The organism is Terriglobia bacterium, assembly GCA_035712365.1.
In the GTDB taxonomy this organism is placed as follows: domain Bacteria; phylum Acidobacteriota; class Terriglobia; order UBA7540; family UBA7540; genus SCRD01.
This window is the reverse complement of the sequence record DASTAW010000048.1, coordinates 75,640-98,497: the sequence shown is the minus strand read 5'-3', so window position 1 is coordinate 98,497 and position 22,858 is coordinate 75,640. Positions and strand designations below refer to the sequence as shown.

Genomic DNA, 22,858 nt, shown 5'->3' with positions numbered 1-22,858 from the left:
GGCGATAGACGCTGAATCGGACAGCAGCGAACTGGCTATTCGGAGTGCCCGGTGCGTCCCTGGATGAGGTCGATGGCGTGGGGAAGGACCTCGATGATGCTCTCGAGCGATTCACGGGCGCCGCGCGGGCTTCCGGGAAGGTTTACAATCAGCCTGCGGTTCCGCACTCCGGCGATGGCGCGCGAGAGAGCTGCGAGCGGAGTGCTCTTTACCCCCTCGGCGCGCATCAGCTCAGCCAGGCCAGGGATTTCGGTTTCGATTACCTCGCGAGTGGCATCCGGGGTTACGTCTCGCGACCCGATGCCCGTTCCGCCGGAAGTGAAGACGGCATCGCAGTCTTCGGAATCCGTCCAGGCCTCCAGACGGCCGCGGATCTGATCAAATTCATCCGGCAGCACTTCGAGTGCGGTTACCTGCCAGCCGTGAGACTCGAGAATCTCGCGGACGGCGGGGCCTGACTGGTCTTCCCGCTCTCCGCGGCTGGCCAGGTCACTCAACACCAGAATTCTTGCCTGGAAAATATGTTTCATTGGACTGATTGAATTCACCACAGGATTACTGCCGTCGGCCTCCAGCATGCTTCCACCGGACCATCATTCATTCCCGCGAGCAGGTTGCCTTACTTCGAAGCCCGGAACTCGCCGGACTTGCCGCCGCTCTTGTAGAGCAGCTTTAACTCCGTGATTTCAATTTCATGATCGACGGCCTTGCACATGTCATACACCGTCAGGGCTGCGACCGCGGCGCCCGTCAAGGCTTCCATTTCGACGCCCGTTGATCCTGTCGAGCGGACGGCCGCCGTGATGGAGACGCCATTCTTGCAGAACTCCGCGCGAACGTCGATGTGACTCAGCAGCAGTGGATGGCAAAGCGGAATCAGCTCAGGCGTACGCTTGGCCGCGGCAATTCCAGCGATCCGCGAAATCTCCAGCGGATCACCCTTGGGATTATTTTTGATCTTCTTCAGTGTTTGAGGTTTCATCTTGACCAGCACGCTGGCGAGGGCTTGCCGGTGGCTTGCCGGCTTTGTGGAAACGTCCACCATGCGCGCCCGTCCTGCGCGGTCATAGTGGCTCAAGGTCTTCGTTTTTGCGGAAGCTTTTTTCTTCTTCAACTATCCTGCCTCTGTGTCCGAGCTATGATTTTCTAGCTTGCCATCGGCAGCACATCCACCCAGTCCCCTGCGGCGGGCGGTGGCTGCTCCGGATGGACCACCAGAAAGCCATTGGCCTCCGCAACTCCCACAAGGTCGCCCGATCCCTGCCATCCCACAAGCTCGACGATGGGCTCCGCATTCCGTGTTTCAATCCGCGCCGGCATGAAGGTTGTCAACCCTATTCTATGATGCACCGATTTTGCCAGCCTCGCGCGGAGAAAACCGGGACGCTCAAACGCGCCTCCCATCAAAGCGCCCATCGCAGGCCGCGCGAAAAGAGTACAAGTCACAAAACCAGAAACGGGATTGCCTGGCAACCCAAAAAAAAATCTACCTCGGACGCGGCCAAAAACCAGAGGCTTGCCGGGACGTATGGCGACACTTCGGAAATAAAATTCCGCGCCCATATCTGCGAGTACGTCTTCAACCAAATCGTACTTGCCCATGGAGACGCCGCCGCTCAGCAGGAGCATGTCGGCTTCCAACGCGTTCTCGATGAGGCTCCGCAGCGCTTCCTTGCTGTCCGGTCCAATACCGATTTCCCAGGGATTCGCGCCCGCAGCAGTTACAACTGCCGCCAGCATAGCCGAGTTGCTGTTGCGCACCTGGTACCACTCGGGCCGGCGGTCAATTGGGACCACTTCGTCTCCCGTGGAGATAATTGCGACTCGCGGGCGGACAGAAACGGCAATACTACCTTTGCCGATGGACGCGAGCAGCCCAATCTCGCCCGCTCGAATTCGCCTGCCCTTTGCCAGGATTCCCTGTCCCGCCTGGGCTTCGCTTCCCTTGCGAACGACATTTTCGAAAGAAGCCACAGGCCTTTCGATCTCGACCTTGTTGCCCTGGGTCCGGGTATGTTCAACCATCGCCACGGCATCCGTTCCCGCGGGCAGCGGAGCTCCCGTCATGATGGAAACACAATGTCCGGACGCAATTTCTTCATCGAAATGTTCTCCAGCCCGCACTTCACCAACGAGCGTGAGCACGGCGTTCACGTGTTCAACGTCTGAGGAGCGTACGGCGAAGCCGTCGCGCGTGGAACGATTAAAGGGAGGATAGTCGCGATCGGCGCTCACGTCTTCTGCAAGGACGCGGCCCCATGCCTGGCTGAGGGGCACAACTTCCAGCGCGGGAGCGAGGGCGGCTGCTGCGAGCCTGGCCTCAACCTCCGATAGCGCCTGTTCAAAGCTCAGCATCTTTGTGACTGGAGATTCGCCGGGATTCATCGGAATCTGCTCGCCGGCACAAAGCCTCTACCGGAATCGGGGCTATTTTGAAGAGATGAGGTTAGCCGCCCGGGTTTCGTCGCACCAGATAGCCTGTTCGCGCTCGGGTCCCGTTGAGACCATCGCGATTTCCACGCCGACCTGATCGGAAAGGAAATGCAGGTAGTCCTGGGCCTTTTGAGGAAGTTTTGAAAATTCCTTCAGGCCGAAGGTTGACTGTTTCCAGCCGGGGAGGACGCGATAGTGAACCTTGAGCTCATCGAGGACATCGACATCAGCAGGAAAACTGGTGAACCGTTTCCCACGGTATTCGTATTCCATGCCCACCGGAATTTCGTCCAGAGTATCCAGGATGTCGAGCTTGGTGATGATCATGGCGCTAAGCCCATTGAGTCGTGCGCCATAGCGTGCTGCCGGCACGTCGAACCAGCCGCAGCGGCGCGGGCGCCCGGTGACGGCGCCGTACTCGCCTCCTCTCGCTCTCAACTCTTCGCCGCCGTCGCCCATGATCTCGGTTGGAAAGGGCCCACTGCCCACCCGGGTTGTGTACGCTTTTGACACACCCAAAACCGCCCCAATCCGGGTTGGTCCCACTCCTGTGCCGGTCGATGCTCCTCCCGCCGAGGCGCTTGACGATGTTACAAACGGATAGGTGCCGTGATCAATGTCGAGCAAAGTGCCTTGCGCCCCTTCAAACAGAATGCGCTTGCCGCGGTCAATTTCGCTATTGAGATAATCCGAAGTGTCAACCAGCATCGGAAGCAGTTCGCGGGCCTTCTCGATATACTCCTCAATCCAGTCCTCGCCGCCAAAAGGGGTGTCGTCGAACAGTGCTGAAGCTATTCTGTCCTTTTCCGAGAGCACGGCCTTGCATTTGCGGAGAAACGCTTCGGGATTGCAGAGGTCGCCCGTACGCAACCCCCGCCGGCCGGACTTGTCTTCGTAAGTCGGGCCAATTCCCTTGGCCGTCGTTCCAATCTTTCCCACGCCCCGCGCCTGTTCCGCGGCAACTTCGTGGCTACGGTGGTACGGCATGATCAGATGGGCGCGGTCGCTGATTTTAAGCCTATCGCGGGCATTGATGCCTTGGTTTTCAAGTCCCTCGAGCTCATGGAGCAAAGCCTCAGGGTTAACGACGACTCCCTGACCGATGACCGCAATCTTCCCCGGCCGAAGGATGCCAGTGGGAACCAGTTGCAGAATGTACTTCTTATCTCCCGCAACCACCGTGTGGCCGGCATTGGCGCCGCCCTGATAGCGGGCGACAATGTCAAAATGTTCGGAAAGAGTATCGACAATCTTGCCTTTGCCTTCGTCACCCCATTGGAGACCGACGATGGCAACGTTGGCACTTCCCTCGCTCGTCTTCATACCTTTAGATGTCTGCCTTCTTCGTCGCATTGTAGCCTGATTGCGGGGACCGATGGGCCGGTTGACGCGGGAAATCGTACCTCTGTTCGGGAGCAGCGGAACAAAGTTTTCAAGGATGTCCGGGTCCTGCCGGTGTTCGGGCCCGGCATGGCTACAGATTCTTGTCCAGCAGCCTGGCGAGAGTGTCTTTCGACGTGGTCCCGACGAGTTGGTCTTTGATTTCCCCGTTCTTGAAAACCAGCAGCGTAGGAATGCTTCGGATATTGTAGCGACTAGTTACCGAGACATTCTCGTCCACATTCAGCTTTCCAACTTTCGCCCGTCCTGCGTACTCGCCGGCGATTGCTTCCACCGCCGGCGAAATCATGCGGCAGGGAGCGCACCATTCGGCCCAGAAATCGACGAGCACGGGCTTGTCGGACTTCAGGACTTCCTGCTCAAAATTCTGGTCACTAAACTCCAGGATGTTACCTCCGGCCATCGGTTGACTCCTCCAGGGGAATACGAAATCTAAGAATACGAAATAACGCTGGACGCTGCTCGCTGGGCCCTGGTGGCGTAAAGGTTTTCGTAGAGGCTCGCGTAACGCCTGGCCGATTGCGTCCATGAAAAATCTTCCCGCATGCAGTTTTGCTGCAGCCTGGACCACGCATCCTTGTCCCGGAAGGTGGCAATCGCTCGTTGGAGGCATGCGAGCAAGGCGACGGGTGAATACTGCCGGAAACGGAATCCCGTTCCCTTTTCGCCGTCGAAAGGCTGAACGGTATCATCCAGGCCGCCGGTCGCCCTCACCACGGGCACTGTACCATATTTCATGCTGTAGATTTGATTGAGTCCGCAAGGCTCATAGCGGGAAGGCATCAGGAACATATCGGCGCCGGCCTCAATCTGGTGTGCCAGAGTGTTGTCATAGGCCACTTTCACCAGGAATTTGTCCGGATATTTTTCCGAAAGCGTGCGGAACAGTTCTTCGTATTCGGGCTCGCCTGTCCCGAGCGCCGCGATGTAAAGGTCCTCCCTCATCAGCTCATCGGCGACCTTCGCAATCAGGTCGAACCCCTTCTGCCGTACAAACCGCGACACGATGCCGATCACCGGGCGGTCCATTGCGGAATTGTGCGCCCCCAGCTTTTCAAGCAGGGCCCTCTTGCAAACGTCCTTTCCGCGCATGTCCTCAGGCCCGTAATTTGCCTCAATCAATTTGTCCGTGGCGGGGTTCCAGTCTTCGTAATCGACCCCATTCAAAATTCCCGTCAGGTGGTCGGCGCGGCTTCGCAACACGCCTTCAAGTCCGTGCCCGAATTCGTCAGTCTGGATCTCCTGGGCATATTTCTGGCTTACCGTGGAAACGAAGTCTGAGAAGACGATTCCACCCTTTAGCAGATTCACCTTGCCGTAGTACTCCAGGCCCTCGATTTTGAAGAGGTCCTTATCGATGGATATTCGAGGCATAATCTCGGGAGGGAAAAGTCCCTGATACCCGATGTTATGAATTGTGAACAGCACGGAGGTGTTTTCGTAGAACGGATCGTTTGCGTAAAGGCTGCGAAGATAGATCGGGACCATGGCAGACTGCCAGTCGTGGCAGTGAATCACCGCCGGCGCAGGGGAAGAGCGCTTGATGAATTCCAGCGCGCCCATTGAAAATGCCGCGAAACGCTCGGCATTGTCGGGATAATCCTTGCCTTTGTCCATATAAAGCTGGTCACGGCCGAACAATTCCGGACAATCCATCAGATACGTTCGGACGCCGTTGGCGGAGCCGGCAATCTGGATCGAAGCGAACTTAAAGCCGCCGGAGAGCGGAACGGTTATACTTCCGGCGCCCGGGACAGCGGTCCCAGGTTTTGTGAGTTTGTAACGAGGAAGAAAGGTCTCTACTTCGTAACCGAGTGACGCCAACGCCTTGGGCAGTGCGCCTACAACATCAGCCAGCCCTCCCGTTTTCGAATAGGGCACACCTTCAGACGCAACAAAAACTATCTTCATTGTGCTAATCCACTGAATTTGTTACACCGACTTAATAGGCTAAGTTAGAGTATGAAATCGGCAAAGTCAAGGTATTGGATTCGAACCCGGCAGCCGATAACGAGCGTGATTTCGCCTTAGTCGCGCTGCGGCGCCGCTGAATTTTTATGATGAAACGCCATCGGCCGAAGCTGGGACAGCACTTTCTCTCCGATGCTCGATATTGCTTGCGCATTGCGGACGCGCTGGATCTGAACTCCCGCGAGCTTGTCATTGAAGTTGGCCCGGGCCATGGCGCCGTGACAGGGTTGCTGGCCTCTCGTGCTCAGCGCGTGGTGGCGATTGAGATAGACCGTGAACTTGTGGATGAGCTTCGGCAGAAGTTCCGGCAATCTCCGAGCGTCGAGATCGTTCACGGCGACATTCTCCTCACGGACCTCGGAGACTTATGCCGTCGCAAGAAAATGGAACAGTGCTATTTATTTGGCAACCTGCCTTACTACATTACTTCCCCCATCATTCACCATGTGCTGGCATCCGCGGTTCAGGTTCGCGCCATGGGGTTGCTGGTGCAGCGCGAAGTTGCAGACCGCCTGGTTGCGCAGCCCGGTTCGCGCGATTACGGCTATCTTACGGTCTTCACACGCTTCTACAGTTCCGCCCGCGTGGTTTTCAATGTCCCTCCGGGCGCTTTCTCTCCGCCGCCCAAGATTCACTCAGCCTTTGTCCGCTTTGAGATGCACGCGGGCAGGCGTGGCATTCGTCCGGAAAACGAGCAGGAGTTCCTCGGATTCCTGAAGCAGTCGTTCGCCTTCAAGCGAAAAAAGCTCCTGAATTGCCTTGTTCCGATGTATTCACGACAGGAAATCGAAGCTCAACTCAACCGGCTTGCGCTGCCCCTGAGTGTCCGTGCTGAAGAGCTCTCGCTTGAACAATTCATCTCGATTTTTTCAAGGGTCCGCTAGGCCAGCGGGGTGCGCCGCGAGGGGTCAATTCACGCCAGCCGGTGTCGACTCTCCGAACTTCACGGAGCTATGATAAGATTCTGACGAATACGAGGAGGAACTGACATCTCAAACTCTCATAATAAGTTACGAGCCATCCCACTCGGCGGCCTCGGTGAGTTCGGCATGAACATGATGGTCTTCGAGTATGGCGATCATGCCGTCGTAGTTGATTGCGGCGTGATGTTCCCGGATTCCGAACTGCCTGGCGTTGACATCATTGTTCCCGACATTACTTATCTTCGACAGATTCAAGGCCGGATCAGGGCCATTCTTCTCACCCACGGCCACGAAGACCACATTGGCGCGCTGCCTTACGTCCTGGATGAGATCGACGCTCCCGTCTATGGAACGGCATTCACCCTGGCGCTGGCGAAAGCCAAACTGGTGGAGCACGGGCTCGAAGAGAGCGTCGAGATGCGTGAGATGAAGCCCGCCACGCCGTTTGACATCGGGCCGTTCCACGTGGAGTTTATTCACCTCACTCACAGCATTATTGAGTCGGGCGCGCTCGCCATCACAACGCCTGCCGGGACCATCCTCCACACGGGTGATTTCAAATTCGATCCGACTCCGATGGACGGCCGGCAAAGCGACTTGCACACGCTCGCGGATTACGGGCGAAAAGGGGTCCTGGCGCTGTTCTCCGATTCCACCAACGTTGAGCGCCCCGGCATCACGCCTTCGGAACGGGCCGTCCGTGAACGGCTTTCTGAAATTATGACGGTGGCCGAAGGGCGCGTCCTGATCAGTTGTTTCTCAACTTCCGTCCATCGGCTGCAGCTTGTGGCGGAGCTCGCCCATGCACGCGGCCGCCGGCTCTGCTTTCTGGGGCGCAGCATGCTCCAGATTTCGCACATTGCCCAGCAGATGGGAAAACTCGAGCTTCCGCCGGGTTTGCTGATCGAGCAGCAGGAACTCCGCAATCTTCCGCGCTCAAAGGTGGTCGTGGTGTTAACCGGCAGCCAGGGCGAACCGATGGCAGCGCTTCCGCGGGTCGCAGTCAATCGCCACAAGTGGGCTACCGTCGAGCCCGGCGATGAGGTGGTGATTTCCGCTCGCGTAATTCCGGGCAACGAGAAGTCGATTTTCCGCATGATTGACCACCTCTACCGCAGGGGAGCTCACATCCATTACGACGATGGCAGCCAGCCCCCCGTTCATGTTTCCGGGCATGGAAGCGCGGAGGAGTCCAGCCTGATGCTCAATCTGGTTCGGCCGCGATACTTCGTGCCGATCCATGGCGAATATCGCCAGCTTTTCCAGCACGCGGAGGCGGCCAAGCGGGTAGGCATCCCGCGGGACAACGTGTTTCTGCTGGAAAGCGGCGACGTGCTGGAATTTTCAGCCGATGGGGCAAAGAAAGCCGAGCGTGTTCCCGTGGGCCGCGTTTGTATTGATGTCGGAACGCTGGACGAGGTGGGCGACGTCATCCTCAAGGAAAGACGGCACATTTCTGAAGACGGTATCGTCATCCCGATTCTGGCGATCAATGAGCATACCGGGCAGCTTGAGGTGCCCCCCGAAATCGTTTCGCGCGGTTTTATTCCAATGGAGGAGGCGAAGGACCTGGTGGAAAGCGCCCGCCAGGTGATTTTCAAGACCATCGAGGTCTCCAACACCGAAGAGATTGCCGACTGGGGCGTTATCAAGGAGAAGATCCGGACCGCTTTGCGCCGCCATTTTGACCAGGAAACCGGCAAGCGGCCCATGGTCCTTCCTGTGGTCCTCGAGGTGTGAGGGCACCGGTTTCCAGATCCCAAAGACGCTTTGCATGTTCGCCTGACCCTGAAAGACTTGGATTTTCGTTGGTTGCTGTCTTGCTCCGGGCATGGTAGTATCTTCCATCAGATGGGGTTGCGCCACCTCATCCGGCACTGAGCTCTAAACACGGTGAAATTGATTCCCAGAGCCACAAACCTGCGACGGAGGGTAACCGCAGCCAGGGGCTTTCCCGGAGAGATTTCGGCGCATGCCAACCTCCTCTTCAGCTTCCAAAAAGGACCACGCCAAAGGGTCTTCCAGCCATCCTCTGATCGGCTCAGCGCGTTTCTCTGAGCTGGTAGGTTTTCTGCTGGTGATCCTGGGCCTGCTGGCTCTGTGCAGTCTGGTCTCCTATTTTCCCCGCGATCCTTCACTTGATACCAGTGGGGGCGCCTCGGGAGCCATCCACAACTGGATTGGTCTGATCGGGGCTTACGGCGCCGATGTTCTGGAGCAATTGCTGGGTTGGACGGCTTATCTGGTTCCCCTCGCTCTTTTCTTTGCTGGTGTCAGACTGGTCTGGAGAAAATCCCTCGAGGCGCCACGTACTAAAGTGTTTGGATTTTTGCTCTTGATCTTGTCACTGGGCGCACTGCTGCAACTGTTTCCTTATACTCCGCGCATCAACGGAGTGATCCAGGGAAGCGGCCTGGTGGGCTACCTGGTGGCGATCGGCCTGATCAATCTCTTGAATCCCCTGGGAGCCGCGATCGTTGCCGGCGCCCTGTTTTTGACTTCTCTGTTCCTCGTCACCCGTTTTTCTTTTTCAGCCCTGCTGGCCATCCTTCAAAAACGCTTTGCTTTTGTGGGCAGACTGGTTGCCCGCTGGGAAGACTGGCGAGAAAGGCGCCGGGCCGAGCGCCTGCGGCTCCAGATTGAGCGGAAAAAGGCTGCGCGCAGCCTGCCTGTTGTGACGCAGCAGGATCGCCAACCCTCGTCTCGCGCGGAAGCCAGGAACGACGGTATTGCAGCCGGTCAACCGGCCTCGGCGCTGGAGGTGGATGGGCTTGATTCACTGGAACCAGAGATAATCGAGCGCGTTTCCGAAATCCGGGACGTGGAAACAGAAGAGGTGGCGCCCAAGCCTCCAAAGGCCCCCGCGCGCGGACGCGGCCGATACAAGCTGCCCAGCACCACTCTGCTGCACCCTCCCGACGCCGAAGAGAGGATCGACGAGAATGAGCTGAAAGAGCGGGCGCTCCGGCTGACCCAGAAATTCGCTGAGTTTGGGGTTACCGGCACGGTCACCCAGATCCATCCCGGCCCGGTCGTCACCACGTATGAATTCAAGCCGGAAGCCGGCATCAAGTACAGCCGCATTGTGAACCTGGCGGACGATCTTTGCCTGGCCCTGAAAGCTGAATCCATCCTGATTGAGCGGATTCCGGGCAAATCCACTGTGGGCATCGAGGTCCCTAATGCGCGTCGCGAAACCATCCACCTGCGGGAGACGATCGAGTCGAGCGAGTTTACTGGCCACAAATCCAAGCTGGTCCTTTCGCTTGGCAAAGACATTACCGGTAAGATACGCGTTGCCGACCTGGCCCAGATGCCGCACCTTTTGATTGCCGGTTCAACGGGCACAGGGAAGAGCGTCGCAATCAACTCCTTTATCGTCTCCATCCTTTACAAGTCGACGCCCGATGAAGTCAAGGTGATCCTGATCGACCCCAAACGCCTGGAGTTGAACCTCTACGAAGGCATTCCGCACTTGTTTACCCCCATTGTGACGGAGCCCAAGCAGGCCGCCAACGTTCTGCGCCGGGCCACCATGGAGATGGAGCGGCGGCTGAAGCTCTTGGCCGAACAGGGCGTGCGGAACATCGAGCAGTACAACAATCTGTTTGATGACAGCTCCACTCTGGATCTTTTTGAGACCGACCCGGAGCGCGGCCGTCCGTTGCCTTACATCATGATTGTTATCGATGAGCTTGCGGATCTGATGATGGTTGAACCCCAAGGCGTTGAGGAATCCATCACGCGCCTTGCCCAGATGGCGCGCGCGGTGGGAATCCATCTGATACTTTCCACCCAGCGCCCCTCAGTTGACGTCATCACCGGCCTGATCAAGGCCAACCTGCCTTCGCGCATCGCATTCAGGGTGGCCTCGAAGGTGGACTCCCGGACGATTCTCGACTCGAATGGCGCGGAAGCCCTTCTGGGCCGCGGCGATATGCTTTGCCTGCCGCCAGGCACCGCCCGGCTGGTCCGCATGCACGGTGCGCTGGTTACCGAAAGAGAGATCGATAAGGTCGTTGAATGGTGCAAACAGCAGCGCGAGCCGCAATACAACGAAGAGTTCCTCAAACCTGTACGCGACAAGGATGATCGCGGCGCGGAATTGGATGACGAAACTGATTCTTCAGAACTGGATGCGGTTTACGAGGACGCAGTTCGCGTGGTGGTGGAATCCGGCAAGGCATCCACTTCGCTCTTACAGCGGCGCCTGCGGTTGGGATACGGCCGGGCCGCCCGGCTGCTTGACCTGATGGAGCGCGATGGGATCATCAGCGCTCCGGATGGCTCCAAGCCCCGCGAGGTCTTGAAGCGCCCTGACTGGGTGCGGGAAATGGATGAACCCCTTCGCTGACCCGTCGCAAGCATCGAAATGCCCCGCTTAGAAGAGTCCAAAAGTTCAATGGCTGGCGAGGTTGGCGGCGGAGTTTTTCTGTTCAGGTTTTCGTAGCGCCGGCCCTGCCGGGGCGGGGTCGGCACAAGCGGTAAAACCGAAAATACCGGGCTGAAGTCCGGCGCCACTTCTATCCAGGAGCATCGGGTCGCTTTTTCAGTTATTTCAGGCGCTTGCGGACTCAACCCTGTCATTCCAAGAAGCCTCGCCAAGGCGGGCGGCGAGGAATCTGCCGTTTTGGCTTCTCGGCGTTAAAAGCAGGACCTTCTCCCGCTCTGCGGGTTCAGACTGACATTTGTGGCGCTTTTTCCACAGACGGCTTTTGAAGCGGTTTCCTGGCCTAAAAATTAGCTTAACCTGACAACTGTTAACCTTTTTAACCTCTAAGCAAGTAGACAAAACGAACGGGAGGCTTTCCTTGACCTGCAGGGTATCGTAAAATAAGATAAATCATTTTGCCCTTGGATTGCCTCCGGTTAAGGCCGGATGTGAATCAGGGGCAGGACTGTAAAAGAAGGTGTGCGAGGAAGTAGATGTTCGAGGCCCTACAGGACAAGTTTCAACTGGCGTTCAAGAACCTTCGCGGCAGGGGTAATCTCACCCCGGAGGCCATTGACGAGACGCTGCGTGACGTGCGCATGGCCTTGCTGGAAGCAGACGTCAACTTTAATGTGGTCAAGGCGCTGCTTGAGAGGGTGCGGGTCCGCGCCCTGGGCGAGGAAATTGGCGCCACCTTTACGCCCGCGCAGGAAGTGGTGCGCATCGTACGAGACGAACTGATTGATATCCTTGGGCGTGACGCCTCACTGCTGACTTTTTCAAAAGAGTTTCCCACGGTCCTGCTCATGGTAGGGCTGCAAGGCTCCGGCAAGACAACCACCTCTGGGAAGCTGGCCCTCTGGCTGAGCAAGAAAAAGCGGCGTCCCATGCTGGTTTCGACTGACGTTTACCGGCCGGCGGCGCGCGAACAGTTGGCGGTGATCGCTGAGGCGATTGGCATTCCCTGTTTTGCAGGGGCCGGCATCGATTCTCCCATTGAACTGGCCAGGGCGGCAAGAAAAGACGCCGCCGACCGCGGGCACGACGTCCTGGTTGTCGATACGGCCGGGCGGCTGCACATCGATGAGCCATTGATGAAGGAAGTCACTGAATTGCGGTCAACCCTGCGGCCGAGCGAGGTCCTCCTGGTTGCTGATGCCATGGTGGGACAGGATGCCGTCAAGAGCGCGCAGGAATTCCACGAAAGACTTGGCGCCACGGGCGTCATCCTCACCAAGCTCGACGGAGATGCGCGGGGCGGCGCCGCGCTCAGCATCCGGCATGTGACCGGCCAGCCCATCAAGTTTATCGGCGTAGGCGAAAAGTATGACGCCCTGGATGTCTTTTACCCGGACCGTATTGTTTCGCGGATTCTGGGAATGGGTGACATCCTGTCGCTCATCGAGAGAGCGGAAGAAAAAATCGACAAACAAAAAGCTCTGGAAGTTCATCAGAAGCTGCAGTCGGATTCGTTCACGCTTTCGGACTTCCGCGACCAACTGGCCCAGATGCGTTCGCTTGGCCCGCTCGACCAGATGCTGGGCATGCTTCCGAAGGTGGGCATGCTGAAGAACATCGGCAAGGTCCAGGTGGACGAGAAGGAGCTGTTCAGGATCGAGGCGATCATCAATTCCATGACCGACAAGGAGCGGCGCCGCCACGACATCATCAACGGAAAGCGCCGCAAGCGCATCGCGCGCGGCAGTGGGACCACCGTTCAGCAGGTCAATCAGGTGCTGAAGCAGTATGTTCAGATGCGGAAGATGATGAAGACCATGAGCGCCAGCCTGCTGGGAAAACAGTTGGGTCGCCTGAAATTGCCTTCCGGGATGGGCGGACCGGCTTCCTGAGCGCCAGGAATTCAGGGAAGATGGAAGGTTTTGCGATTGTGTTCATGAACGGGTTGAGGAAAGACGGCTGGCCCGTGGCCGCCGATTAATTTGAATGGCAGGGAGGACGATTGTTAAGAATACGGTTGGCTCGGACGGGAGCTAACAAAAAACCGAGTTACAGAGTTGTGGTGATTGAACGGGAGCGAGCACGTGACGGCGGGTTTGTGGAAATTGTAGGACACTATAACCCGCGGAGAAATCCTGTTGAGTTGGTCTTGAAACGAGACCGCGTGGATTACTGGCTGGGTAAAGGCGCTCAGCCGTCCGAGACAGTGCGGAGCCTTCTGAAGAAGTCAGGGTAGCAGAAGACAGAAAGTTCCGTGCGGTTCGCCTCACCATGGCACAGGGTCCACCATTTGGGTTTCCCAAGAACTCTTCTTCAACAGCTGGAGCAAAAGTCAGTTCGGCAGGAGGGACCAAGTGGAAATGAAGAACCTCATTGAGGCGATTGCTAAGGCGCTAGTGGATAATCCCGACCAGGTTACTGTCCGGCCGGTGGAAGGGGAGCAGATCACTGTCCTGGAGCTTCGAGTCCATCCCTCGGATCTTGGGAAAGTAATCGGCAAGCAGGGGAGGACCGCCCGGTCGATTCGGACCATTCTCGGGGCTGCCGGGATGAAACTCAAGAAGCGTTTTACCCTTGAAATCCTGGAATAGCGTAAGTGACGGCGCATCCGGCAAGCATCGGGGACAAGATGAGTGACTCCGCGTCGCGCCAGCAGGCTCCGCGAGCAACACACGCTGCCGTAGCTGACGCGCCGGGTTTCATTGCCATCGCGCGTGTGGTGCGTCCGCAGGGACGCAAAGGGGAAGTCTCGGCGGAGATCCTGACCGATTTCCCAGCCCGGTTCCGGGACCTTCAGCGCGTCTTTATCGACCAGCCTGGCCATCTTCCCCGCGCGATAGCCGTTGAAGACGCCTGGCTGCACAAGGGTAAGGTGGTGCTCAAGCTCGCCGGCATCGGCTCCATTGATAATGCCGAAGCGCTCCGGGGACGGCTGGTTCTGCTTCCGGCAGAGGAGAGAATTGCTCTTGCGGACGGGCAGTATTACGTGTGGGAACTTGTGGGCTGCCAGGTGATGGTCGAAAGCGGCGAGACAAGCAAGCCTCTGGGAACGGTGACCGAGATTGAGCGCACAGCAGGAGCGGACCTGCTCCACGTTGCGCATGGTTCCCGGGAAGTCCTGGTTCCCTTTGCCGAGTCGATTTGCAAGCTGATCGACCCCGGGTCCGGGCTGATCGTTATCGAACCTCCGGAAGACCTTCTGGATCTGAATCCGGAGTGAGGGGCGTCATCACGCGGGGTGGCGGCTCAGTAATTGTGGGCACGGGCGCCCTCGCCCGTGTGCAATGAAAAGACACGGCCAGGCACGCCCCGAGCGAAGCGAACGGGATGGCCGTGCGAAATAGGAACCCATGCAATTTGATGTTGTCACCATTTTCCCGGATTTTTTCGGGAGCATCTTGGCCCACGGCGTCTTGAAACGGGCCGCGGCCGGCGGCCAGCTTGCGGTCCGGCTGCACGACCTGAGAGATTTCACAGAAGATCGCCATCGTACGGTTGATGATCGTCCGTTTGGTGGCGGGCCGGGAATGGTTCTCAAGCCGGAACCCATCTTTCGTGCCGTGGAGTCGATAAAATCAGAACAGCCGGGAGAAGAGCTTCCGGTTATTCTGTTGTCCCCACAGGGCCGGTTGTTGCGGCAGCCGGTGGTTGAAGAACTCTCCCGGCACTCGCGCATCGTTATGGTCTGCGGGCGCTATGAGGGCATGGATGAGCGTGTGGCAGAGGGCCTGGCGACGGACGAGCTGTCCATCGGAGATTACGTTTTGAGCGGCGGCGAGATCGCTGCTGCCGTCGTCATGGAATGCGTCGCGCGGCTGACGCCGGGCGTTCTCGGCAATGAGGAGTCGGTTGTTCAGGATTCCTTCGGCGAGGAAAGGATGCCCGGCCGTCGCGTTCTTGACTGGCCGCATTACACCCGGCCCGCGGAGTTCAGAGGGCTGCGCGTTCCGGACGTGCTGCTCTCGGGTGACCACGAGGAAATTCGCCGCTGGCGCAGGCGGAAAGCGCTCGAGAAAACGTGGCGGAAAAGGCCGGAACTGCTGGCCGCTCTCCCGCTGGACGGGGAGGACCGGCAGGTCCTGAAAGGCTTGTCCCAGGCGCCCTGGCTGACCGTTACGTCCCGGCAGGGCTGAATTCATCCGGCGGCTATGGCCTGAAGATGTGAGCAGAAATCACACGAATTTTTATTTGGCAAGTTGTTGAAAAACGTTTCGAAAGGGCGTCATTCCGAGCGAAGCGAGGAATCTGCTTCTCTCAATCTACTGGACCCAGAACAGGTTCCTCGGGTCGAGAAGGACCATCGGCCCTCGGAATGGCACGTAATGTGAGTTTTTCAACAACCTGTTAGAAGATGGAGCGTCACTACAATGAGTATCGTTGAAAAGATCGAACAGGAACAGTTGAAGAAGGACATGCCGCACTTCCATGCGGGTGACACGGTGCGGGTACACGTGAAGATCAAGGAAGGGGACAAGGAGAGGATCCAGGTGTTTGAAGGCATCGTCATGGGACAGCACCGCGCGCAAAACCACTCCACCTTCACTGTCCGCAAGATTTCCTTCGGCCATGGCGTCGAGCGTATTTTTCCCTTGCACTCGCCCGTCATCGAGAAGATTGAGCGGATCAAGTCCGGCCAGGTCCGCCGCGCCAAGCTGGGTTATCTGCGCGGGCGGCGCGGCAAGGCTGCGCGCATCCGCGAAGCCCGCACGGAGCGCGAAGGTTAATCGGCACGGCGAGGGCGGCAGGCTTTCCCGCCGCCCTATTTCGAGTAAACTCAGGTCGTCATTTCATGCCGCGACTGTGTACACCCGAAGACCTGGAATGTTCCTCGCGGCTTGAGTTCTGCCTGCTTCGCCGCGGGATACGTGTGGTCGCGGGCACCGATGAGGCCGGGCGGGGCTCGCTCCTTGGCCCTTTATACGTCGCGGCCGTGATTCTTGACGCCGCGCAGCCCATTCCCGGACTGAACGATTCAAAAAAGCTCTCCCCGCAGGCGCGTTTCTGCTTTGCGGAGGAAATCCGCCACAAGGCCGTCTGCTGGCGGGTGATCTCGGTGCCGGCAAAAGAAGTTGACGCTCTGAACGTGTATGAAGCCACCCGGCAGGCGATGGTCCGGGCCCTGGTGGCGCTCGATCCGCTGCCGGAGTTTGCGCTGGTTGACGCCATGCCGCTGCAGAATGGCCGCAGGCCGGGCTTCTCCATCCCTTACTGGCCCCTCATCCACGGCGATGCGCGCTCGGTGTCGATTGCAGCAGCTTCCATCCTGGCGAAGGTCGAGCGGGACCTGCATCTGGAACGCCTTGACCGCAAATACCCGCAGTACTGCCTGGCCCGAAACAAAGGCTACGGGACGCCGGAGCACTTGGACGCTCTGGCACGCTATGGCCCCTGTCCCGAACACCGCCGCACCTACCAGCCCGTGAAAGACGTTCTCACTCCCCGCCTGCCGTTTGGCCTCGCCTGAACCGCCACAATGCTGCGGTCGTTCCGGAGTTTGGAATGTATGCAGCCCGCCGAATGTCCCAGAAGCCAGCGGATAGCCAGTAGCGAGGGCCGCCACTTTTGAGGTCCGTGTGGTCCTTCCCAGCCCCCATCAGAGGCGGAAGCCTTTAGCCCATGTTGCAAGCCATGGGAAGACTGCACCGCATGTCGTAAACCCACTCAGCTTCGCTGAACGCTGATATCAAAAATCGATATCTGCGCCACCCCCATCAGCAAATTCTGCAGCGCTGATCCCGCCGCTCCTGACTTCTGACTTCCAGCCTCTCCCGCCGAATTTGCTTGACAAGCACTGGCCTAGCATGGTAGTCTTCCTTCAGTGCCTGCGAGCCGCGAGCTTTTCCGGGACTAAAAGTACACGAAATGGGACAAGAAAATACGTTTTTTGAAAAACAAACCGGAGAAGTTGCTGAAAACAAACGGAAATGTCCCAAAAACAAACCGGAACAAACCGGAAAACGAAGCTACCGATCTCATTGAAAATAAAAGATGGCGGAAAAACGGGACCGAAACGAACCACAGCGAACTCAGAATGAAAATTCCCGGACTTCCAGCCTGTTTTGCAGTCGCGGAATCGCCCCTCGTTTGCTCCCATCATTGATCTCCCGCGTCGGACCCGATTGACTGGCAAGGCTTCCTTGCAGTCAGCGCAGTTGATTTTGAAACGTCTTGCCTTCCAAAACTTCGCCCTGCCGATGTTATGCTTGTGATATACGGGTAGCCTGAGGTCATTCCAGTGGCTCGATTGCTGATTCGTAGCGGACGTGTGGTTTCGCCGGAAGATAATCTGGACGGCGAAATGGACCTGTTGCTTGAAGAGGGCGAGATTCGTGAAATCGCTCCGCACCTTTCCGCCTCTGCTGACGAAATCATCGATGCCGGCGGACAGATTGTTGCGCCGGGTTTCGTGGACATTCATGTCCACCTTCGCGAGCCGGGCGGAGAAATTTCAGAGACGCTCGAAACCGGTCTTCGTGCCGCGGTGGCGGGCGGCTTCACGGCTGTGTGCCCCATGCCCAATACCCGCCCTGTCAATGACAATCCGGAGCTAACGCGCCAACTCGTCAGCCGCGCTGAGGAATTGAAACTGGCGCGCGTTTTTCCCATTGCGGCGGTAACCGTAGGCAGCCAGGGTGAAAGGCTGACCGATTTTGAGGCGCTCATGGCTGCTGGGGCGGTGGGATTTTCAGATGACGGGAAGCCAGTAAAAACAGCCGCGTTGATGAGGGAAGCCCTCGGAAAAGCAAAGGGCCTGGGCGCGCCTGTCATCGACCATTGTGAAGTACCGGAGCTGAGCGCCGGCGGAGTGATGAATGAAGGTGTACACTCACGGTCGCTGGGTCTGCGCGGGATCCCCAACGGCGCTGAAGACGGCTGCATTGCCCGGGATATTGAAATTGCGGAAGCCACCGGAGGACATCTGCACGTGGCCCACCTGTCAACGGCGGGCGGCATCCAGCTCGTGCGTGAAGCCAAAGAGCGCGGGTTAAAAGTAACCTGTGAAGTTACGCCCCATCACTTTACGCTGATCGATGAAGACGTCGCGCGCTGCGGGACCAATGCCAAAATGAATCCTCCTCTTCGCAAGAACGACGACGTGGAAGCTCTTCTCGATGGCATTCGTGACGGCGTTGTTGATGCGATTGCCACTGACCACGCGCCGCACGCAGGTGAGTTGAAATCGCGGTCCATGGCCGAAGCGCCGTTCGGGGTAACCGGACTCGAGACGGCCTTGGCGCTGGGTCTCAAACGGTTGGTCTATTCCGGAACGATCTCGATTGGCCGCCTGATCGCGTTGATGAGCTCGAAGCCGGCGCGCATCATTAACCAGCCGCTTGGCCGCATCCGGCTGGGCGGGGCTGCAGATCTCACCCTGTTTGATGCAAAACTCGAATGGACCTATAGCGCCGCCGCCGGCCGCTCCAGGAGCCACAACTCGCCGTTCGACGGATGGGCATTTCAGGGCGCCGTGACGGCCACCATCGTTCAGGGCCGGGTGGTCTACCGGCGCTGATCGCTTCTCGCGCCAGGTAGTGTCCCGGGTGATTGTGGGTTTCCGGGCGTCGGCGCTGCCGGTTGAGCTTGCTAAGCACGCTTAGGCGCTGCAGGGCGGCTGCCCGGTTTTACGGCGGGCTTGCCCTCCGCGCAGAGGGGGCAATCGTCAGGCTCCCAGGTCTTCACATCGAGAGTGACGAGTGCAGCCTTGGGAACGCCAAACTCAACCTTGCCGCCGCTGCGGTCAATGAGCGCGCCGATGCCGACCACTTTGCCGCCGGCGCTTTCAACGCAATCAGCGGTTTCACGGGTGGATTTTCCGGTAGTGATGACGTCTTCTACAACGATTACCGGCTCGCCCGGCTCCAGGTGGAAGCCGCGCCGAAGCGTCATCTCGCCATTCTGCCGTTCGGTAAACAGCGCCCTCAGCCCCATTGCTCGGGCAACTTCGTGCGCCACAATCACTCCACCCAGAGCGGGCGCCGCAACGGTCTTTGCTCCGAGTCCACCCAGTTTGGGACGCAATTCGGCGCACAACTGCTCTGCCACTCGGGGATGTTGCAGCACCAGCGCGCACTGGATATAGCGGTCGCTGTGGAGCCCTGACGAAAGGATAAAGTGCCCCTCCAGCAGGGCGGAATGCTCGCGGAAGATTTTGAGAATGTCGTCTTCAGTCATGAACTGCCCTCTGAGGATTTTGGAATATGTCCGGAGGATTTGCGCATCTCCTCCAGGATTGCTTCTGCCGCTGCGGCCGGGTCGGAGGCCGCAGTGATGGGCCGGCCGACAACCAGATAGTCTGCTCCGGAATCGAGAGCAGCCTGCGGCGTTGCGGTACGGGACTGATCGTCTGCAGCAGCACCCGCGGGCCGGATGCCCGGAGTAACAATCACAAACTCCGGCCCACATTCTTTGCGTAGAGCGGAAACTTCTCGTGCAGATGCCACTACGCCGTCCAGCCCCTCGGACTGCGCCAGGCGCGCCATGCGAAGAACGGCGCTCTCGGGAGGGCCGGCGATGCCCATTTCATCCAGGTCTCCGGCAGCCAGACTGGTGAGGATGGTCACGGCGAGCACCAGCGGACGGGGCCGACTTCCGGTTGCGCCTTCCGCGGCTCCATCGAGCGCCGCACGCAGCATGTTTCTTCCGCCCAGGGCGTGGACGTTCAGCAGCGTGACTCCCATATTCGCCGCCACCCGGCAGGCGCCGCGAACGGTATTGGGGATGTCAAGAAACTTCAGATCGAGGAACACCTTTTCTCCCGAATCGACCAGATACCGGGCCAGCATCGGACCTTCCGCGGTGAATGCCTCCATCCCGACTTTGAACATGCCGGCGCGGCCGCGCAGTTTGTCCGTCATCTGCGTGGCGGCCTCAGCGGTGCTAAAATCTAGCGCAACAATCAGCTTGTCTCGGACCTGCACTGCAATCTCCTTTTTCAAATAGGACTCGTTTCATCGAACGCTGGCATGCAGACTGAAAAACGGGTAAACAGGGATTGTAAATTGTCTCGAAGAAAAACTAAATGGAAAAACCTTCTCGAGCACGCAGGCCCGCGCCGGATGGCGCCGCTCGCAGTATCACCAGATGATTCGCGCGCCTTGGTTTCGTGTCACACCTCACCGGCGGAGGAATTAGCGTTGCCGCTTTTTTGCCTTAATTGTGTGTGCGCGTTGTTGCGATGTTCCCGCTTCGTCCGGTTCGATGTGCCGGAGCGCGGCCGCCTGTTTTCGATACTGCGCCACGTTGCGCTGGTGTTCCGCAAGCGTTCTGGCAAATTGATGGCCGCCGTGATTGTTGCTGACAAAGTAGAGATAGTCCGTGGAAGCAGGATGAAGCGCTGCAAGAATGGAAGCTCTTCCCGGATTGCAGATCGGGCCCGGAGGCAGCCCGGTGTGGACATACGTGTTATAAGGCGACTTCAGATTCAAGTCGCTTTCTGTGATGGGCGCCGGCGGCAAATGGGCCATCTCGGCAGCATACGCCACGGAAGGATCACACTGCAGAAGCATCCCTTTTTGCAAGCGCAACCCGAAAACCTGAGCGATGATGGGGCGCTCGTCGGGGTCCGGGGTTTCTTTTTCAATCAGGGACGCGAGCGTCAGCACCTGATGGAGGTTCTCATGCGACTGGTTGAGGTCTTTTTGAAAGCTCTGACGCAAAACCGTCCGGAAGCGCGCCAGCATGGTCAAGGCGATTCGTGCCGTCGTGGGGTGGAATTCAAAACGATAGGTGTCCGGAAAAAGATATCCCTCGAGCGTTTGCGCCTTCGGATCGAGGTCATGGATCGGAGACGCTTCCTCGGTGACCCGCAGGAAATCTTCAGGGTCGGTCCCGAGGCTTCTTTGCAGGATTCGCGCGATATCGAAGCGGTTGGAGCCTTCAGGAATAACGACCGAGCGGAAATAGACTTCACCGCGAACGAGTTTGCGATAGACGTCCAGCGGCCGCAGAGGGCGGTCGAACAGGTACTCACCTGCTTTGACATGATAACGCCACCGGCCTGCGCCATAGATCAGGAGGAATGGCCACTGATGGGAGATCACGCCTTGCTTCGCCAGCCGGGTCGCAATCTCCGGCGCCTGTGTTCCCGGTGGAATCTCAACGATGACCTGACCGGCATGACCGCGATAAGGGCGCAGAATTTCAACACCTGCAGCGGCGAGACCGGCGACAACTAGAAGGATGACGAGCGCGAAGACCCGTTTCTTCAAGGGCGGCCTCCACCGGCGTCATTCTGTGCGGCCAGGTTGGCATGGTGGTCCAGGTAGTTCTGGAGGAGCAGCACAGCCGACACCCGGTCAACCGCCTGTCGGCGTTTGTTGATGCTGATGCCCGCCGTTTTGAGCATGCGGTTGGCCTCCGCGCTGGTCAATCGCTCGTCCCAAAGCTCCACCGGGCAGGTCGAACGGTCTCCCAGTTTTTTGGCAAAATCTGCCGCGTGACGCGACATTGAAGTCGCCTTGCCGGCATGGCCGATTGGGTTTCCAACGATGATTCTCCCGACGGAATACTCCCGGGCTACAGCGCGTATATATTCGATGTCCTTTCGCACGGCAGTTCGCTGAAGAGTTGGGATCCCCTGTGCCGTGATGCCCAGGGTGTCAGAAACAGCCAGCCCGATGCGCCTGAGACCAAAGTCGATCGCCAATACCCGTGCCGGCAAGCTTCCTTCCTGTGGGGCGGAAAGCAACCCTGTAGATCTTTTCCTGGCTGCCCCTCTGGCTTTCACTGCCTCTTATGATACACCGTGCCGCGCGATGCCTCGATGGGCCGCTAGCAATAAGCGAATTGCGGTTGGACAGTTCCGGTGCCACTCGAAATCAGCAAGCCTGGAAACTGTTCAGCCATCCCTCGGTTCCGGTTGTTGATGATCATTCAAAATTGCGGAAGAAACTTCGGACATTGCGGGCGCAAAATACTTGAACCCCTGGCAGGCAACAAAAAGGCTCGTCGCCAGGACCAGCGCGCCTACTGCAGCATGAGTGGCATTCATCACCGAGAGCCCCGGCTGGGTTCCGGGAGCAGCGCGCCCGTTGAGGGCCATGCTGTAGGATACGATCCCGAAGAAAAGCTGCAAGCCAACCACTTCCGCGAGGAAGACTGCCGAGATCTTGAATGCGCGCAGGTGCGAAAACTTGGTCAGCGCCATTTCCAGGACCCATAGCGAGCCGGCCATGGCGGCAATTCCCAGTACCAGGTGCGGCGCAATCCCGATGGCCTGTTCCCGGAAGGCCCTTCCCAGGAATGGCTCTACGAACACTGCCGTTGTTGTGAAAACCAGCACTTGCCGGATGGAGGGGGAGGCGAGGTCTGGTGCTTTCGGCTCATCCCATCGCCAGTCGGTCCGCGTAAACAGTGCCAGGCATACCGTTAGGCAGAAAAAGGTCAGAATGCCGAATGTGTAGCCAACCGCTGCTGCTGCGGGAAAAAGATTGGGCACGGGACCCAGTTCCACAAGCGCCAGTAAAAGAAGTACAGCGACCGTTATGGCTCCCAGGTTTTTCAGGTAACGTGGCGAATTGCTCTTCCACAACCGCCAAACGAAAAGAACGGTCAATGCGGTTACCGCAACAGCCAGAACCATTACGGCATGCGCGGACTTACCTGGGGAACCGTTGGGCGCCTGCCCAGCGCTCGACCCGAGCGCCCCCGTCACGTAAAGGAAAAACGTCAGGACCGCGATGAGACTCCCCAGCCTGTGCAGCCAGGACACGCCGTCTTCCCTTTCACTCATAACAACATT

The 22,858-nt window shown here is 58.3% G+C and carries 22 protein-coding genes; 11 read left to right on the top strand and 11 right to left on the bottom strand.

Annotated elements, in window-relative coordinates:
• Positions 1–35: 35 nt before the first annotated feature.
• The 6 genes from VFQ24_14565 to glgA all read right to left on the bottom strand — a co-directional run bounded on the left by VFQ24_14565 (position 36) and on the right by glgA (position 5,745).
• Positions 36–521, bottom strand: coding sequence for a MogA/MoaB family molybdenum cofactor biosynthesis protein (locus VFQ24_14565; protein HET9179577.1), 486 nt, complete (start codon positions 519–521; stop codon positions 36–38).
• 98 nt (positions 522–619) lie between these two features.
• Positions 620–1,114 carry a cyclic pyranopterin monophosphate synthase MoaC gene (gene moaC / locus VFQ24_14560; GenBank protein ID HET9179576.1) on the bottom strand — a complete coding sequence of 165 codons (495 nt, stop codon included), beginning with the start codon at positions 1,112–1,114 and terminating at the stop codon, positions 620–622.
• Between the two features lie 32 nt (positions 1,115–1,146).
• Positions 1,147–2,385 carry a gephyrin-like molybdotransferase Glp gene (gene glp / locus VFQ24_14555; GenBank protein ID HET9179575.1) on the bottom strand — a complete coding sequence of 413 codons (1,239 nt, stop codon included), beginning with the start codon at positions 2,383–2,385 and terminating at the stop codon, positions 1,147–1,149.
• A 42-nt stretch (positions 2,386–2,427) separates the two neighbouring features.
• Positions 2,428–3,756, bottom strand: coding sequence for an adenylosuccinate synthase (locus VFQ24_14550; GenBank protein ID HET9179574.1), 1,329 nt, complete (start codon positions 3,754–3,756; stop codon positions 2,428–2,430).
• Positions 3,757–3,907: 151 nt separating this feature from the next.
• A complete protein-coding gene (gene trxA, locus VFQ24_14545; GenBank protein HET9179573.1) occupies positions 3,908–4,237 on the bottom strand; it encodes a thioredoxin in 330 nt (109 codons plus the stop codon).
• Positions 4,238–4,266: 29 nt separating this feature from the next.
• Positions 4,267–5,745, bottom strand: coding sequence for a glycogen synthase GlgA (gene glgA, locus VFQ24_14540; GenBank protein HET9179572.1), 1,479 nt, complete (start codon positions 5,743–5,745; stop codon positions 4,267–4,269).
• 146 nt (positions 5,746–5,891) lie between these two features.
• Between glgA and rsmA the strand changes: the two genes are divergently transcribed.
• The 11 genes from rsmA to VFQ24_14485 all read left to right on the top strand — a co-directional run bounded on the left by rsmA (position 5,892) and on the right by VFQ24_14485 (position 18,631).
• Complete coding sequence (gene rsmA / locus VFQ24_14535; GenBank protein HET9179571.1) at positions 5,892–6,689, top strand: 16S rRNA (adenine(1518)-N(6)/adenine(1519)-N(6))-dimethyltransferase RsmA; 798 nt, start codon at positions 5,892–5,894, stop codon at positions 6,687–6,689.
• 87 nt (positions 6,690–6,776) lie between these two features.
• Positions 6,777–8,468, top strand: coding sequence for a ribonuclease J (locus VFQ24_14530; GenBank protein HET9179570.1), 1,692 nt, complete (start codon positions 6,777–6,779; stop codon positions 8,466–8,468).
• A gap of 232 nt (positions 8,469–8,700) precedes the next feature.
• Positions 8,701–11,082 carry a DNA translocase FtsK gene (locus VFQ24_14525; GenBank protein HET9179569.1) on the top strand — a complete coding sequence of 794 codons (2,382 nt, stop codon included), beginning with the start codon at positions 8,701–8,703 and terminating at the stop codon, positions 11,080–11,082.
• Positions 11,083–11,654: 572 nt separating this feature from the next.
• Positions 11,655–13,010, top strand: a complete 1,356-nt coding sequence (gene ffh, locus VFQ24_14520) for a signal recognition particle protein (GenBank protein ID HET9179568.1) — start codon at positions 11,655–11,657, stop codon at positions 13,008–13,010.
• Between the two features lie 110 nt (positions 13,011–13,120).
• A complete protein-coding gene (rpsP, locus tag VFQ24_14515) occupies positions 13,121–13,354 on the top strand; it encodes a 30S ribosomal protein S16 (protein ID HET9179567.1) in 234 nt (77 codons plus the stop codon).
• A 124-nt stretch (positions 13,355–13,478) separates the two neighbouring features.
• Positions 13,479–13,709 (top strand): KH domain-containing protein, encoded by a 231-nt coding sequence (locus VFQ24_14510; GenBank protein ID HET9179566.1) that lies wholly within the window; start codon positions 13,479–13,481, stop codon positions 13,707–13,709.
• 38 nt (positions 13,710–13,747) lie between these two features.
• The gene (gene rimM, locus VFQ24_14505; protein ID HET9179565.1) at positions 13,748–14,338 is read left to right on the top strand and encodes a ribosome maturation factor RimM; all 591 of its coding nucleotides are present in this window, start codon (positions 13,748–13,750) and stop codon (positions 14,336–14,338) included.
• A 130-nt stretch (positions 14,339–14,468) separates the two neighbouring features.
• Positions 14,469–15,251: a tRNA (guanosine(37)-N1)-methyltransferase TrmD gene (gene trmD / locus VFQ24_14500; GenBank protein ID HET9179564.1), complete on the top strand. Its 783-nt coding sequence runs from the start codon at positions 14,469–14,471 to the stop codon at positions 15,249–15,251.
• Positions 15,252–15,485: 234 nt separating this feature from the next.
• On the top strand, positions 15,486–15,842 hold the full coding sequence (gene rplS / locus VFQ24_14495; GenBank protein ID HET9179563.1) for a 50S ribosomal protein L19: 357 nt from the start codon (positions 15,486–15,488) through the stop codon (positions 15,840–15,842).
• A gap of 65 nt (positions 15,843–15,907) precedes the next feature.
• Complete coding sequence (locus VFQ24_14490) at positions 15,908–16,582, top strand: ribonuclease HII (GenBank protein ID HET9179562.1); 675 nt, start codon at positions 15,908–15,910, stop codon at positions 16,580–16,582.
• A 771-nt stretch (positions 16,583–17,353) separates the two neighbouring features.
• Positions 17,354–18,631 (top strand): dihydroorotase, encoded by a 1,278-nt coding sequence (locus VFQ24_14485; protein HET9179561.1) that lies wholly within the window; start codon positions 17,354–17,356, stop codon positions 18,629–18,631.
• A 71-nt stretch (positions 18,632–18,702) separates the two neighbouring features.
• On the opposite strand, the gene pyrE is transcribed toward VFQ24_14485, so the two are convergent.
• The 5 genes from pyrE to VFQ24_14460 all read right to left on the bottom strand — a co-directional run bounded on the left by pyrE (position 18,703) and on the right by VFQ24_14460 (position 22,849).
• Positions 18,703–19,290: an orotate phosphoribosyltransferase gene (gene pyrE, locus VFQ24_14480; GenBank protein ID HET9179560.1), complete on the bottom strand. Its 588-nt coding sequence runs from the start codon at positions 19,288–19,290 to the stop codon at positions 18,703–18,705.
• The gene (gene pyrF, locus VFQ24_14475; GenBank protein HET9179559.1) at positions 19,287–20,054 is read right to left on the bottom strand and encodes an orotidine-5'-phosphate decarboxylase; all 768 of its coding nucleotides are present in this window, start codon (positions 20,052–20,054) and stop codon (positions 19,287–19,289) included. Before pyrF ends, pyrE begins: the two co-directional genes overlap by 4 nt.
• A 192-nt stretch (positions 20,055–20,246) precedes the next feature.
• Positions 20,247–21,326, bottom strand: a complete 1,080-nt coding sequence (mltG, locus tag VFQ24_14470; protein ID HET9179558.1) for an endolytic transglycosylase MltG — start codon at positions 21,324–21,326, stop codon at positions 20,247–20,249.
• Positions 21,323–21,778, bottom strand: a complete 456-nt coding sequence (ruvX, locus tag VFQ24_14465) for a Holliday junction resolvase RuvX (protein HET9179557.1) — start codon at positions 21,776–21,778, stop codon at positions 21,323–21,325. Before ruvX ends, mltG begins: the two co-directional genes overlap by 4 nt.
• 177 nt (positions 21,779–21,955) lie before the next feature.
• On the bottom strand, positions 21,956–22,849 hold the full coding sequence (locus tag VFQ24_14460) for a hypothetical protein (GenBank protein ID HET9179556.1): 894 nt from the start codon (positions 22,847–22,849) through the stop codon (positions 21,956–21,958).
• Positions 22,850–22,858: the final 9 nt, after the last annotated feature.

Bases quoted from the DNA above. Each gene is read 5' to 3' on its own strand.
- glgA (HET9179572.1), bottom strand. From the start codon at position 5,745: ATGAAGATAGTTTTTGTTGCGTCTGAAGGTGTGCCCTATTCGAAAACG.
- rplS (HET9179563.1), top strand. From the start codon at position 15,486: ATGAGTATCGTTGAAAAGATCGAACAGGAACAGTTGAAGAAGGACATG.
- ffh (HET9179568.1), top strand. From the start codon at position 11,655: ATGTTCGAGGCCCTACAGGACAAGTTTCAACTGGCGTTCAAGAACCTT.
- rsmA (HET9179571.1), top strand. From the start codon at position 5,892: ATGATGAAACGCCATCGGCCGAAGCTGGGACAGCACTTTCTCTCCGAT.
- trxA (HET9179573.1), bottom strand. From the start codon at position 4,237: ATGGCCGGAGGTAACATCCTGGAGTTTAGTGACCAGAATTTTGAGCAG.
- VFQ24_14510 (HET9179566.1), top strand. From the start codon at position 13,479: ATGAAGAACCTCATTGAGGCGATTGCTAAGGCGCTAGTGGATAATCCC.
- pyrE (HET9179560.1), bottom strand. From the start codon at position 19,290: ATGACTGAAGACGACATTCTCAAAATCTTCCGCGAGCATTCCGCCCTG.
- VFQ24_14460 (HET9179556.1), bottom strand. From the start codon at position 22,849: ATGAGTGAAAGGGAAGACGGCGTGTCCTGGCTGCACAGGCTGGGGAGT.
- trmD (HET9179564.1), top strand. From the start codon at position 14,469: ATGCAATTTGATGTTGTCACCATTTTCCCGGATTTTTTCGGGAGCATC.
- VFQ24_14550 (HET9179574.1), bottom strand. From the start codon at position 3,756: ATGAAGACGAGCGAGGGAAGTGCCAACGTTGCCATCGTCGGTCTCCAA.
- VFQ24_14525 (HET9179569.1), top strand. From the start codon at position 8,701: ATGCCAACCTCCTCTTCAGCTTCCAAAAAGGACCACGCCAAAGGGTCT.
- rimM (HET9179565.1), top strand. From the start codon at position 13,748: ATGAGTGACTCCGCGTCGCGCCAGCAGGCTCCGCGAGCAACACACGCT.
- VFQ24_14490 (HET9179562.1), top strand. From the start codon at position 15,908: ATGCCGCGACTGTGTACACCCGAAGACCTGGAATGTTCCTCGCGGCTT.
- glp (HET9179575.1), bottom strand. From the start codon at position 2,385: ATGAATCCCGGCGAATCTCCAGTCACAAAGATGCTGAGCTTTGAACAG.